Here is a 13,283-nt window from a genome sequence, read left to right on the forward strand (position 1 = left end):
GTTGTACTGTGATGAGTGCGCGAAAGAGAAAGGATGAGGGGAATGAAAGTTGCTTCCAAGCGTATAAAGGTATTGATCGTCGACGATCACCCTACAGTCAGTTTCGGCACGCGATTTATTCTTGAATCGGTCGAGGATATGGAAGTAGTCGGCGTAGCGGATCGGGGAAAAGAGGCTGTCGAAATGTTTAAGCAATATCAGCCGGACATCATCCTGTTGGATCTCAAGCTGCCCGACATGGAAGGAATTGAAGTAGCCAGACAAATCAAAGAGTCCGGACCCGAGGCCCATATTGTGATTTTTACCGGCATGAATTACCTGCCGATCCTGCAAAAGCTGATCGCGGTCGGCATCAGTGGCGTGCTGACGAAAGATGCTACACCAGAACAGGTGATTCGCATGATGGAAGCCGTCCGGGGAGGAGAAACCATTATTCCGCTAAGCTTGTTCCATCAAATAGACTTTCAGAAGACGAAAAGCAAAACTAGCAACAAGGATCAGCCGCTCAGTGAAAAGGAAAGCTATATTCTGAGTATGGTCGGGCGCGGGTTAACCAACAAGCAGATCGCCAAGGAGCTATTCATGACAACGCGATCGATCGAATATTATTTAACCAATATTTATCAAAAACTAAATGTGAAATCAAGGGCGGAGGCGATTGAGAAGTTCGGGAAAATCGGCACAGCCCACATGGATCCCTAGCCATACAATAGGGGAAAGGAACGCGAAACTAAACAGAGCTTGGTGCTGCCGCTCGGTAGCACTTTTTTTCGTGGCAGCTTCCCGAAGTTACGGGACTACACATATACATTTCGGCTCATTGTCCAGTAGAGTAGAAAATGAACCAAAAAATACAAATATTTACGGTAGACATGCAAAGGGGAGTCGAATGATGAAATTTGGACTGTATTCCGAAATGCAACTGTCGAACGGTAAGACAGAAAAGCAAGTGTACGATGAAGTGATCAAGCAGATTATTCATGCTGATCAAGCGGGCTTCGACGTTTACTCGCTTATCGATCATCATCATTTTTCGAAGTTCTCCGTTTCTGCCAATCCACTCGCGGTCTATGCTGCTGTGGCCCATCAGACGCGACACATCCGCTTCCGTACAGCCCTGCACATCTTGCCGCAAGTAAATCCGCTGCGCATGGCAGGGGAGATCGCTGTCGCGGACATTCTGACAGACGGCCGGATTGAGGTCGGTGTGGGACGCGGACATGCTTGGGTATTCCCTGACGAGGGCATCGTGCCAATCGAGGAAGCCAAGCCGAGATTTGAAGAAGCGCTGGCGATTCTGGAGCAAGGATTGAGCGAAGGACGCGTAAACTTCCAAGGCGAATTCTTCACAGCCAAGGACGTGGACATCGTGCCAAGACCGCTGCAAAAGAAAATGCCGTACTATACTGGCGGAACGAGCAATCGTACGTACGAGCAAGCCGGAATGAAGGGATGGGGAATCTTCGTCCCGCCATTGCTGCCGCTTGAAAACCTGAAAGAACAGCTCAATATCTACCGCGACGCCTGCCATAAATACGGCAATGAGCCGCAGGTTGTATGGCTGCATGCCGTCTATATGGATGACGACGCTGCACAGATTCGCAAGGAGTCGGAAAAACACTTCAAGAACTTCCTCGCGGGCAACAGTGCGCCAACTGTAAAACTGCCCAACAAAGACCGCATGATCAACGCCGGCTTCAACTTCTACGCCAAAGGCATTCTCGAAAAACTGGCGGATATGACGTATGAGCAAATCACCGAGGGCGATGTGGTCTGGATCGGAACGCCGGAAGAAATTTGTGAAAAAATCGAGCGTGTGAAGCGGGAAGTAGAAGGCTTGACGGAGATTGATTTCTTGACCAATTACGGCGGTATGGATCATTGGAAAGTGATCAAGCAGCAAGAACTGATCAGCAAGCACATCATTCCGAACTTTAAATAAACGCGCCTGTACATGTAGAGGAAGCGAAGCGGGTAATTTCTGATAACAGGGATTACCCCTTCTTTCTCATGGCAGGAGCAATCTTTTCGGGGGGATTGCAATGAAAATTCAGCAAATTCGTGAACTGGTTAACATCCCCGATCGCGAAATCATGGTATCCTTTAGCGGGAGGGTTGTATCTGGTCGTGACCAAGTTTGCCCAATGCCAAAATTTTGGGGGAGGTAGGGGTAGGAGGCTTGATTGAAAAGCTGGATTCATTCACCAATGCGCACTTGAGTTAACGGCTTTTGCAAACATATCTTTCACGATTAGGGGGGCATTGTATGTCGATGATTTTAAACAACAAGCACCAAGAACAAAATGTGTCCTGGCAGCCCTACCTCAAATATGGCGAAAGACAGTTTAAAAAACAAAAAGCGGTCATTTATTCACAGGGCGAGATAGGATCAGGCTTTTATTACTTGCATTCGGGATTGGTCAAGATTGTGACGGTAAAACCGGATGGCAGCCAGAAGATCCTGGATATGCACGGAGAAGGGAAGCTGTTCGGCGAGCAGGCGATTGACGAGTTGGCCTACTTTTCTTCCGCCATTGCCGTAGAAAATACAGTCCTCTATTATTTCTCCAAGGCGGCATTCAGAGAGATGGTGCAAGCCTGTCCGGATTTCCTGCCTTTCTTTGTAGACTCAATTGTCCAAAAAATGAGAATATTGAGCGAAGACATTCTTTTGAAAGCGTTTACAGCTGAACAGTATATCGCTTATTCCCTCTCCAAATTCAGGAAGACATACCGCTCGGACAAAATTTCCATGACTCAGCAGGACATCGCGAACTGTACGGGCTTGACCCGAATTACGGTCTACAAAGTGTTGAAAAAATGGAAAGAGAGCAATTTAATTGATATCCAGAATCGCATGATTGTGATCAAGGAGCAGGAAAAGCTCAGCAGAATCTATCATTGACGATTTCATCCACAGCCATCATTTTGGTTCCTTCCCGTAACGATCCAGATTTTTCGGTACTTGTACCGTTTATATAAGAGCAGCGCTTACTTATCGAAGAGGTGAAGGGATTTTATGCACGACACGGATTATATCATCATAGGTTCAGGTCATAATGGACTGGTTTGCGCCCTGAAGCTGGCACAGGCGGGACATCGAGTTCTGGTTCTGGAACAAGCGCAGCAGCCGGGAGGGGCGTCACGAAGCGGGGAAGCGACATTGCCTGGTTTCACACATGACCTGTATGCGACCAATATAGGGTTGTTTCTCGGCTCGCAAATCTATCAAGAGATGAAGACAGAATTTCATCAAAACGGTTTTGATCTGGCAGTGAGCGATCAGCCGTTTGCCAGCGTATTTCCCGATGGTGACGGAATTGGTGTGTATACGGACCCGGAAAAGACGATGGAGCAGTTTCGCAGACAATCCAGTCATGATGCCGAAGCTTGGCAAGCCCTGCTGACATTTTTCGATCAGACGGCACCGCATTTCTTGCCCTTGCTGCAATTGCCGCTGCCGTCCTGGCCAGCCGCCCGACAGCTTTACCGGATGTGGCGGGCGCTCGGCTACGCAAAGACTGTGGAATTAGGCAGCATGATTTTGAAAAGCCCGCGCCAGTTTGCAGAGCATTGGTTCGAAAATGAAAAGGTGCAAGCCTTGTTTATTCCGTGGGCCTTCCACCTGGATTTTGGGCCGGATGTATCTGGCGGCGCGCAATTTCCCTTCGTGGAACCACCTCTGGATCATCGCAATGGAATGGCCATCGCCAAAGGCGGAATCAGCAACCTGATCACAAGCATGATCAAGGCTTTGGAAAAACGAGGAGGACAGGTGCTGACCCAACACCCGGTGGAGAAAGTTCTGGTGCAAAACAATCGTGCGGCAGGGGTTATGCTGGGCAACGGCAAAGCGATTCATGCCAAGAAAGGGGTTATTGGCAATATTACGCCGACGCAGCTGGTCACGAAGCTGCTGGATCGCGAAGTGCTGCCTGACACCTATGTGGAGCGGTACAAAAAATTCCGTTACGGTCCGGGAACGATGATGATTCACCTCGCCTTGGATGGACCTCTGGAGTGGAATGCCGGAGAAGACTTCGACAAGTTTGCCTACGTGCATATCGGACCGTATGTCGAGGATGTGGCCCGCACTTACGCGGATGCGCTGAATGGCGATTTGCCGGCCAGTCCGATGCTCGTCGTCGGGCAACAGACTGCGTTTGACCCGACGCGTGCGCCTGAGGGCAAGCACACCTTATGGATTCAGGTGCGCGCTTTGCCTGCCAGACCCAAGCGGGATTCGCTGAATGAAATCCAGATCGGCCCTTGGGAGCAGATGAAGGAAGCATACGCGGACCGGGTGATGAAAAAGCTGGAGCACTACGCTCCAAATCTGTTATCGCGGGTGATAGCCCGTACTGTCTTTTCGCCGCGTGATCTGGAAATAGCCAACCCCAATCTGGTAGGCGGCGACAGTATTTCGGGAAGCCACCATCTGGACCAGCATTTTCTCTTCCGACCGGTGCCGGGCTGGTCGCGATATAAGACGCCGATAGACGGGCTGTATCTGACTGGTGCTTCGACCTGGCCTGGCGGCGGGTTGAATGCCACTTCCGGTTATTTGCTGGCACAGCAATTATTGAAATCATAGCAAGCAACACGTCCAATAAGGGGAGGGGGGCTATCGATGAAACGTTTTGACTCCGTAATCATTGGCAGTGGGATCAATTCTTTGACAGCAGCCGCATTGTTGGCGAAAAAAGGGCAGAAAGTGCTGGTACTGGAGAGAAGCGCCTGGATCGGGGGCTGCATTCGGACGGATGAGATTACGCTGACTGGGTTCAAGCACGATGTTTTCTCGGGCTGGCATCCGCTGTTTGTGACGGGTCCCGCTTATGGAGAACTAAAGGATGACCTGCATCAAAATGGGCTTGAGTACGTCAATACCGACGTTCCGACCGGCGTCATTCTGCCCGATCAGCGCAGTGCGGTGCTGTACAACAACCGGCAGAAAAACACCGAAGCGTTTAATCGTCTGATGCCGGGTGACGGGGATCGCTACCAGGAGGCGATGAAATACTTTGAAGCCAACTCTGAGATGATCTTCACCATGTTTGGCAACGAGCCGATGTCCTGGGCTGCGATCCAATCCGTACTGAGATCCCTGCGCAGCAAAGGAGTTGCGGAATTTACCCGCCATGTCGGGAGTATGGTCGCCCCTACCCGCAAATGGCTGGATCTGCATTTTCAAAGCGATGCGATCAAGGCGTTGTTCGCGCCCTGGATTTTGCATACAGGCGTCGGTCCGGACGATGCGGCGGGCAGCATCATGGCACAGCTTATCGTGTTCACTCTGGAAGCAGCCAGCATGCCGATCCCCAAAGGGGGAGGCACGGAACTGGTCAAAGCAATCATGAAAGTAGTGATCGATAACGGCGGGGAGTTCATTACCAACGCCCAAGTCGAACAAATCCTCGTGGAAAATGGCCGGGTAAAAGGCGTACAGACACAGGACAAGAGCGAGTACCTGGCTCAGTATGTGCTGGCAAATGTAACGCCGCAGCAATTGTACGAGAAGCTTCTTGCACCCGAATGGGTTCCCCAACAGGTGCGCAAGGATGCGCGAAACTATCAGTACGGACGTGCGGATATGCAGATTCATTACGCCCTGGACCGTCCGCTTGACTGGAAGGACGAGGAATTGAAGCGCGCTGCCATCATTCATCTGACAAGCGGTGTGAATGGAGTGAGCCAGTCCGTCACGGAAGCAGTCAACGGATTGCTGCCCAGGGAAGGAACCATCGTCCTGGGACAGCATACAGCTTACGATCCGAGCCGGGCTCCGGAGGGCAAGCACACGCTGTGGATCCAATTGCAGGAAATGCCGCGCAATCTGGCGGGAGACGCATTGGGCGAGATCGATACCACAGGCGGTTATACCGATCAAGTGGTCCAGGCATATGCCGACCGGATCGAGGAGCGGATCAGCCGGCACGTCCCGCAATTCAAGGAATCGATCCTCAAACGCGTCGTGATTTCGCCTGTCGAGCTGGAGCGTTACAATCCCAATCTCGTGGGGGGAGACCCGTACTCCGGTTCCTCATCCGTGGATCAATTTTTATTCTTTCGACCAGGTACAGGCTACAAACGGCACGAAACACCGATTCGAAATCTCTACCACATCGGTGCCTCCACTCATCCGGGGGCAGGACTGGGCGGAACATCCGGGTACCTGGCTGTGAAGGCGATGAAGGGTTGAGCAATGAAAAAAGGGCTGTTCCCAAATCTTTGGACGATTGGGAAAGGCCCTGTTTTTTTGTGCTGGGGGGCAACTCAAGCCCTCAGCGGATAATCCGATAGACGAACAAACGAGTGATGAAATAAGCACCCCCCAGGAAGACTCCCATCGTAAAATTCTCAACGAATAAGGCGTCGTACACGTACTCCTGCAAGGGCGCATTCAGCAGGGAAGTCGAGACACCCATGGCGTGGACGGCAAACATGATCAGGGTGTCCACCAGAGGACGGTACCACCTGGCCTTTTTCCGCCAATAGGTTCGAGCAAGGAACAGAAGAGCCACATTGCCAAGCGTGATAGCCGTCGAAGGGGACGCATCATTGAACAACTCATCCTCGATCCCCCATCCAGGCATCCAGAGAAGGGCGACCAGGAAGTTGAAAACGATAACCCCGATAAATAATGGTCGAAAAAATCGCACGTCATTTCGGCGCTTCTTCGCTTCTTCATTGGCGAGCATCTCCGTGCTTTTCCATTCCGGAGTAGGATCGTAAATCTTCAAGCCTGTTTGAAAATAAGGGGATTCTCCGTCGTAGGGCAGTTTGGGAATCTGCTCGTACGCTTCTGACAGTTGGGGGTGATTCACCTGCGTGATGTTGAGCTGTGTGTTGTAAACAGGTACACCGTTTTGCCTGAAACGTTCGATCCATAAATCCAGATTCTCTTGTTTCTCCTCGACAAACGTGCCGAATTGCCGTTTTCCTTGTTCATCTGTCCAGACCATAATGATTTTTGCGCCAGCTATGTAATACCGGGGTACATTTTTGGGTGTCTGTACATAACGGAAAATTCGTCCGATCAGCACTTCATCCATTTGTGCAAAGGGGACAAGCTCTTCGAATAGCTTGCCCGTCTTGAGGTTCTGAACGGAGGTGAAGAATCCATCTTCTCGCAACTCGATCTTCATGATCACCTCGTGCTGAAACCGGGTGACGCCGATAAGAATCCAACATATCCATCCGATGAAAATGCCGAGACCAGCGAGGATAAAAGAAAATATCCAATCGCTTTCGTAAATCAGCAGGTACATTCCAAATGAGAAGATAGCCAGTGCGATAAGACCCAGGAAGCCAATAATAGCGAAGTGAACATAACGTGACCAGGCCGGAAGCTCACTGGAATACTTGAGATCTTTTCCGCCTCGTATTTCCAACATCCAGAGTCCCCCTTCCAAGTTTGGTTCTTCTCATACATACGGGAACAGCTGGAAAAAAGTTGCGTCATGTCTGGGCGGGAAAGGAAATCGTAAAAATCGTCCCCATACGCGGTTTGCTGCTCACGCCAATTTTGCCGCCCATGACCTGTATGGCGTTGTAGGAGTACGTAAGACCAAGACCAGTGCCGCTGGACTTCGTGGAAAAATAGACGGTCCCAAGTCGGTTGATATCGCTTTCACTCATGCCAATCCCGTTGTCCCGAATCTCCAGGATGACAGAATGAGCCTCCTGGGTGAGCGACAGGGTTACTTTTCCTTCTTCGACATCGCAACAGGCTTCGACCGCGTTTTTGATAAAGTTGACCAGCACCTGCTTGATTTCATCCGGATTGGCCTGGATCATGACGGGCACTCCCGGCTCTTTGATCTCCAGTTCCACATTGTTCATGATTGCAAAAGGATACATGACGTCGTGTACAATATGGAGCTGCTGCGAGAGATCGACCTGCTCCTGGCGCTGCGACAGCGGTTTGGAGATGGAGAGATAGTCGCTTAGAATGGCTTCTGTTCGTTTGACTTCATCGAGACAGATGGTGATGTATTGCTCCACTTTGGGAAGATCTTGGGGCGCTTCCTTGATCAGGGTCAAAAAGCCTTTTACGGCTGTAAGCGGGTTGCGAACCTCGTGAACCATGGAGGATGCGACGTGGCTGATCGTAGCGAGCTTCTCGTTTTGGGCATGACGGATAAAGATCTCCTTGTCCTCTACGGCTTTGCCGAACAAGGTCATGAGGAGCCAGACGCCTACACAATTTTGTATGGGTATGACAATCAGGTGATAGGGAACATCTTGCATGAAATAAGGCTGCAAAAAGGAATAGGTCATGACGAGCGGAGTAGCCGAAAATACGATGCCCGCCAGCAAGTTAATGGTGGATTTCTGCTGCGTATTGCGGTAGGCATGGGAAAACACTGCGGCTAGCGTGAAGCAACAGAGAAGGATCAGCAAGGCGACCCATTTTCCGTCTCCGCCCAGGTAAAGGCGGTAGAGGACAAATTCAGCCAAAAGAATCAGACCGATCTTCATTCCCCCGTAAACAAGACCGAAGAAAATGATGACGTAGCGAATATCAAAGATAACTCCTTTTGCGGCGCTGGAAGAAAAGGTCATGGCTAATAAAAGGGTGACGGAGCTGGTGAAAAGGATGAAGGACGGACTGTAGTTTCTAATCTTGTCCCGATAGTAGATATTGAACAGGACGAAGGGTGTAAGCGCAAAAAAGAGTTGGAGAATGATTTCTTTTATGAGAGTCAATTCGCATCCCCGCCAGACTTGATAGTCAAAACATGATCATACGATTCTTTTCGACAAAGTATTTATGGTTTCCTTTCCATTAAATGTGCGAAAAAAACCAAGTTGACATCTGGGTGATTCATGCTTTATATTCTCTATAGAACTTATAAAAGTAATAATATTGCAATTACTCTTATCCAGAGAAGGCTGAGGGACTGGCCCTATGAAGCCCGGCAACCTAGTACGCAGCATTACCGGCGTACCAAGGTGCTAATTCCTACAGGTAGCGCGCTACCTGACAGATAAGAGGCGTAGATCCGTTGATTGAAGCCTCTTTCTTCTATAGAAAAGAGGCTTTTTTTAGTGGTGGAGCCCTCTTCTCTGGATAGTGAAAAAGTAAAAGGGGGTAAAACGATATGAAAAAGCATTTTAGTCGGATTGGATTTTTAGCGTTGGGATTGTCCCTTCTTTTGACTGCCTGCGGTGGCGGCAATGGAAGCGGCAGTGAAGGCGGAAGCGGAACGGCGGCAGGCGGCGAGAAAAAGCGGATCGCGCTGATCATGCGCCAGGACGTTGGAACCTTCTCCGCTCAGTATGTCAACGGCGTCAAGACAGAAGTAGAGAAAAACGGCGGCGAGCTGACTGTATTCAACGCCAATACGGATATCTCGAAAATGGCGTCCAACTTGGATGCTGCCGTCAACCAGAACTTCGACGGCATCCTGATCGACCACGGAACTGCAGAAGCTTTGCAGCAAGGGACGCAAAAGGCGGTCGACAAAAAAATCCCGGTCGTATTGTTCGATACAGACATCAGCATTCCGGGAGTGCCTGTCGTAGAGCAGGACGACCACAAGCTGGCTGAATTGAGCCTGGAACAGCTGGCAAGCGACCACAACGGAAAAGGAAACATCGTCAAGATCTGGGTAGCCGGCTTCGCCCCGATGGAAAAACGTCAAGTGAAATACGAGGAATTCCTGAAGAAGTATCCGGATATCAAAGAAATCGCGGCTTTCGGCAGCGCGACCAACAATACGGCAGTCGACACCCAAACACAAATGGAAGCGATCCTGCGTCAGTACCCGAACAAAGGGGACATTACAGCAGTCTGGGCTTCCTGGGATGAATTCGCCAAAGGAGCGACTCGTGCCATCCAACAGGCCGGCCGCACCGAGATCAAGGTATACGGGATCGATTTGAGCGACGAGGATCTGCAATTGATGCAGGATGCCAACTCGCCATGGGCAGCGACGGCTGCGGTAGACCCATCCAATATCGGCCGCATCCATGCTGAGACCGTCTTCAAGAAAATCAAAGGGGAAGAAGTTCCTGACAGTGTGAAGCTGAATCCGTTGCTGGTCAAGCAAGCTGACTTGCCGAAGGATAAAAAAGTAACGATGGCGGATTTGTCGCAATACATCCCGGATTGGGGCAAATAAGGCAAATCGTGCTGTTTGGTGATTCCCGTTGAGCATTCGACGGGAATCTTCCCATTCTCAAGGGGGTGCAAACTGTGCCGGTATTAGAAATGAAGGGAATCGTCAAAGCGTTTTCCGGTGTTCCGGCTTTGCGCGGGGTAGATTTTGAGGTGAAGGCTGGAGAGGTGCACGCGCTCCTGGGGGCCAATGGAGCGGGCAAAAGCACGCTGATGAAAATCTTGACCGGTGCCTATCAGGCAGATGGGGGCTCGATCTCCATCGCCGGCGAGCCTTTGCAGATCGATTCGCCGCAGGCCGCCAAATCACATGGTGTGCAATGCGTCTATCAGGAAGTCGACACCGCACTTGTTCCGTATCTGAGTGTGGCGGAGAATATTTTGCTTGACCAGGTTGTCCAATCAAAGGGGACAGGGCTGATTCGTTGGAAGCAGCTTTACGACCAGGCAGAAGAGATCTTGCGCAGCTTTGGTTTTGCCATTCCCGTACGGAAAACGGTAGATGCCTGTACGCTGTCCGAAAAACAGTTGATCCTGATCGCCCGTGCGACGGTGCAAAAAGCGAAGTTCGTCATTTTTGACGAGCCGACCGCGCCGTTGAGCAATCGCGAGTCCGAACGGCTGTTTCAGATCATTGCCCAATTGAAGCAGGCAGGGGTGGGGATCATCTACATCTCACACCGCTTGCCGGAGATTTTTCAGATTTGCGATGCCATGACGATCATGCGGGATGGGCAGCGCGTGCATACGGCCAGGACGTCCGAGATCACGATGGATGAAGTAATCAGCCACATGCTGGGCAAAAGCTTCGATGAGGAGTTCCCCAAGGTGGAGGCTGAGATCGGGGAGCCGCTGCTGGAGGCAAAAGGAGTCCAGGGCGGCAAGGTGCGCGGGGCAGACCTGCACGTCCGCGAGGGAGAGATCGTCGGTGTCGTCGGGCTAGTCGGAGCAGGCAAGACAGAGCTGGCTCGTCTGCTGTTTGGAGCCGATCCGTGGGATGCGGGCGAAATCAGCCTGAAGGGCAAAAAACTGCGGCTCATATCTCCGAAGGACGCTGTCGATGCCGGAATCGTCCTCGTACCGGAGGAAAGGCGCAAGGAAGGGATTTTCGTAGAAGAGTCGGTCAAGCGTAATTTGTCGGTGGCAACGCTTGCTTCCGTGTTCGGATTTGTCCGCCATAGTTTGGAAGCCTTGCAGGCAAATGAGCTGATCAAAAGAGTTGGGGTCAAAACCGCCGACAGCAGTCAATTGGTCGGGCTGCTCAGCGGCGGCAACCAGCAAAAGGTAGCGATCGGCAAATGGCTCGATACAGATGCGTCTCTGTTTATCTTTGACGAACCGACCAAGGGTGTGGACATCGGGGCGAAAAGCGACATTTACCGCCTGATCGGCAATCTGGCTGCCAATAAAAAGGGCGTCCTCTATTTTTCCTGCGAATTCCCCGAGGTGTTGGGGATCGCAGACCGGATTCTGGTCATGACGGAAGGAAGAATCGTCAAGGAATTCCTGCGCGGGGAAGCGACGCAAGAACAGATCATGTATTACGCTAGTGGAGGTGAGTAGGATGGAGAGACCAAAAATCAGTTTGTTTGATCTCGTCTATAAATACGGGACCGTTGCGGTGATTGCACTCGTCGTTCTTTATTTCAGCCTGACCAACCCTTATTTTTTCACCTATGACAATATCAAGGATATTTTGCGATCCATTTCGATTGTGACCTTCGTCGCGATCGGCGTGACCTTTTCCTTGATCGTAGGAGGCTTCGACCTCTCTGTAGGCTCGACCGTATCGCTGACGACTGTCATCGTCGCGTCGATGATGGTCTGGTACGAGCAGGGGATGCTGATTACGCTCATCGTACCGATCGCTCTCAGTCTTCTCGTCGGTCTGGTCAATGCGTTCCTCGTCGTGAAAATTCGCATTCCCGATCTGCTCGCCACGCTGGCGATGCTCTACATCGTCAACGGGCTGCACATGACCTATTCCAAGGGTTACTCGATCTACGCCAACATGCCGATGAGCGATGGGACGAATGCGCCGGGCAAATTCCAGGAGTGGTTCCTGTGGCTGGGCCAGGGCGAGCTATTTTCGCTGCCCGTCCCGGTCATTTTGACCTTTCTCCTGGTAGCGATCACGCATGTCTATCTTACTTATACCAAACAAGGACGGATGCTCTATATGACCGGGGGCAATCTCGAAGCCGCGCGCTTGTCGGGGATTCCCGTGAACCGCTACAGGACGCTTGCGTACGTCTTGTCCGCGCTGTTCGCCGGATTGGGCGGGATGCTTCTGGCGGCCCGGATCGGGACCGGACAAGTGAGCAGCGGCAGCTCGATGCTGATGGACGCAGTAGCTGCAGCCTTCGTCGGTTTTTCCGTCTTCGGGGTGGGCAAGCCCAATGTGTTCGGCACCTTCGTCGGAGCTATTCTCATCGGGGTGCTGCTCAATGGCATGACGATGCTCAATCTACCTTATTATGCCTACGATATTATCAAAGGCGTCGTACTCGCCCTGGCGTTGGCGGTTACCTATTATCAGGTGAGAAGGAAGTCTAAGGCGTAAGAAGTAAGTTCTTATAGGAGAGCCCTGAAAGGTCTACCCTAATATCTGCAAACGAACCCCAGTGCCCTTAGGTGCTGGGGTTTCAAGTGTCGAGAAAGTAACTGTAGGGGGGAGAAGCATGTTTCCGATCTACGCACCGGTCTACGTCCTACAAAGATGTTAGACTGTCCGCTCCACAGCGATCCCGGGGGAAGCGCAAAACGGCGCGCAGCTCCGCCAGTTTACTCATAGGTTGCGCTTCTGTCTCCCCGGGCTTCGCTGTTCCGCTAAGTTGGACTCCGCTAGTCGCTCCGCCTGGAAACATGCTTCTCCTCCGGAACAGTAGGTTTTCAACAGGCTTATTTAAAAGGTAAGCGCAATTTCTATGTTATCGATTCAGAGAGGCTACGCTTTTTCCATCAATGCAAGATAGATTAAAGCAGGAGGCTCACCCAACAGCTGGTCGAGGAAAAAGGGGAAAAAGCGCAAGGTATTTGGGAGCTTGACCCAGGCGCAATGGAAAAGGCGGAACACGTTTTCAGCGGCCAGCGCGCCCAGCAAGCCGTTAATTGCTAGTTGGTGAAAGTCCAACCGAGGTAAGAGCCAAGTCGCCTC

The 13,283-nt window shown here is 51.3% G+C and carries 12 protein-coding genes and 1 riboswitch; of the genes, 8 read left to right on the forward strand and 4 right to left on the reverse strand.

Annotated elements, in window-relative coordinates:
- Positions 1 to 42: 42 nt before the first annotated feature.
- The 5 genes from T458_RS55840 to T458_RS55860 all read left to right on the forward strand — a co-directional run bounded on the left by T458_RS55840 (position 43) and on the right by T458_RS55860 (position 6,202).
- Positions 43 to 702: a response regulator gene (locus T458_RS55840; protein ID WP_023555599.1), complete on the forward strand. Its 660-nt coding sequence runs from the start codon at positions 43 to 45 to the stop codon at positions 700 to 702.
- 187 nt (positions 703 to 889) lie between these two features.
- Positions 890 to 1,942, forward strand: coding sequence for an LLM class flavin-dependent oxidoreductase (locus T458_RS55845; protein WP_084568103.1), 1,053 nt, complete (start codon positions 890 to 892; stop codon positions 1,940 to 1,942).
- Positions 1,943 to 2,266: 324 nt separating this feature from the next.
- Positions 2,267 to 2,905, forward strand: coding sequence for a Crp/Fnr family transcriptional regulator (locus T458_RS55850; protein ID WP_023555601.1), 639 nt, complete (start codon positions 2,267 to 2,269; stop codon positions 2,903 to 2,905).
- A 114-nt stretch (positions 2,906 to 3,019) separates the two neighbouring features.
- Positions 3,020 to 4,594, forward strand: a complete 1,575-nt coding sequence (locus T458_RS55855; protein WP_023555602.1) for a phytoene desaturase family protein — start codon at positions 3,020 to 3,022, stop codon at positions 4,592 to 4,594.
- 36 nt (positions 4,595 to 4,630) lie between these two features.
- Complete coding sequence (locus T458_RS55860) at positions 4,631 to 6,202, forward strand: phytoene desaturase family protein (protein ID WP_023555603.1); 1,572 nt, start codon at positions 4,631 to 4,633, stop codon at positions 6,200 to 6,202.
- An 82-nt stretch (positions 6,203 to 6,284) separates the two neighbouring features.
- Here T458_RS55860 and T458_RS55865 read toward each other — a convergent pair whose 3' ends face one another.
- Positions 6,285 to 7,397, reverse strand: a complete 1,113-nt coding sequence (locus T458_RS55865; RefSeq protein ID WP_023555604.1) for a hypothetical protein — start codon at positions 7,395 to 7,397, stop codon at positions 6,285 to 6,287.
- Positions 7,398 to 7,461: 64 nt separating this feature from the next.
- Positions 7,462 to 8,712 carry a sensor histidine kinase gene (locus T458_RS55870; protein WP_023555605.1) on the reverse strand — a complete coding sequence of 417 codons (1,251 nt, stop codon included), beginning with the start codon at positions 8,710 to 8,712 and terminating at the stop codon, positions 7,462 to 7,464.
- A gap of 169 nt (positions 8,713 to 8,881) precedes the next feature.
- A riboswitch (SAM riboswitch) is annotated at positions 8,882 to 9,000 on the forward strand.
- A 107-nt stretch (positions 9,001 to 9,107) separates the two neighbouring features.
- Between T458_RS55870 and T458_RS55875 the strand changes: the two genes are divergently transcribed.
- From T458_RS55875 to T458_RS55885, 3 genes are all read left to right on the forward strand, one after another.
- On the forward strand, positions 9,108 to 10,130 hold the full coding sequence (locus tag T458_RS55875; protein ID WP_023555606.1) for a sugar ABC transporter substrate-binding protein: 1,023 nt from the start codon (positions 9,108 to 9,110) through the stop codon (positions 10,128 to 10,130).
- 74 nt (positions 10,131 to 10,204) lie between these two features.
- Positions 10,205 to 11,689, forward strand: coding sequence for a sugar ABC transporter ATP-binding protein (locus tag T458_RS55880; protein WP_023555607.1), 1,485 nt, complete (start codon positions 10,205 to 10,207; stop codon positions 11,687 to 11,689).
- 1 nt (position 11,690) lies between these two features.
- The gene (locus T458_RS55885; RefSeq protein ID WP_023555608.1) at positions 11,691 to 12,689 is read left to right on the forward strand and encodes an ABC transporter permease; all 999 of its coding nucleotides are present in this window, start codon (positions 11,691 to 11,693) and stop codon (positions 12,687 to 12,689) included.
- A 148-nt stretch (positions 12,690 to 12,837) separates the two neighbouring features.
- On the opposite strand, the gene T458_RS57445 is transcribed toward T458_RS55885, so the two are convergent.
- The gene (locus tag T458_RS57445; protein ID WP_171819431.1) at positions 12,838 to 12,993 is read right to left on the reverse strand and encodes a hypothetical protein; all 156 of its coding nucleotides are present in this window, start codon (positions 12,991 to 12,993) and stop codon (positions 12,838 to 12,840) included.
- A gap of 80 nt (positions 12,994 to 13,073) precedes the next feature.
- A partial coding sequence (locus T458_RS57450; RefSeq protein ID WP_171819432.1) for a hypothetical protein occupies positions 13,074 to 13,283 on the reverse strand: 210 nt, incomplete at its 5' end.

Source organism: Brevibacillus panacihumi W25 (genome assembly GCF_000503775.1).
GTDB lineage: Bacteria > Bacillota > Bacilli > Brevibacillales > Brevibacillaceae > Brevibacillus > Brevibacillus panacihumi_A.

Excerpts from the sequence above, each read along its gene's own strand:
- T458_RS55860 (WP_023555603.1), top strand. The coding sequence starts at position 4,631 with ATGAAACGTTTTGACTCCGTAATCATTGGCAGTGGGATCAATTCTTTG.
- T458_RS55875 (WP_023555606.1), top strand. The coding sequence starts at position 9,108 with ATGAAAAAGCATTTTAGTCGGATTGGATTTTTAGCGTTGGGATTGTCC.
- T458_RS55845 (WP_084568103.1), top strand. The coding sequence starts at position 890 with ATGATGAAATTTGGACTGTATTCCGAAATGCAACTGTCGAACGGTAAG.
- T458_RS55885 (WP_023555608.1), top strand. The coding sequence starts at position 11,691 with ATGGAGAGACCAAAAATCAGTTTGTTTGATCTCGTCTATAAATACGGG.
- T458_RS57445 (WP_171819431.1), bottom strand. The coding sequence starts at position 12,993 with ATGTTTCCAGGCGGAGCGACTAGCGGAGTCCAACTTAGCGGAACAGCG.
- T458_RS55850 (WP_023555601.1), top strand. The coding sequence starts at position 2,267 with ATGTCGATGATTTTAAACAACAAGCACCAAGAACAAAATGTGTCCTGG.
- T458_RS55840 (WP_023555599.1), top strand. The coding sequence starts at position 43 with ATGAAAGTTGCTTCCAAGCGTATAAAGGTATTGATCGTCGACGATCAC.
- T458_RS55855 (WP_023555602.1), top strand. The coding sequence starts at position 3,020 with ATGCACGACACGGATTATATCATCATAGGTTCAGGTCATAATGGACTG.
- T458_RS55865 (WP_023555604.1), bottom strand. The coding sequence starts at position 7,397 with ATGTTGGAAATACGAGGCGGAAAAGATCTCAAGTATTCCAGTGAGCTT.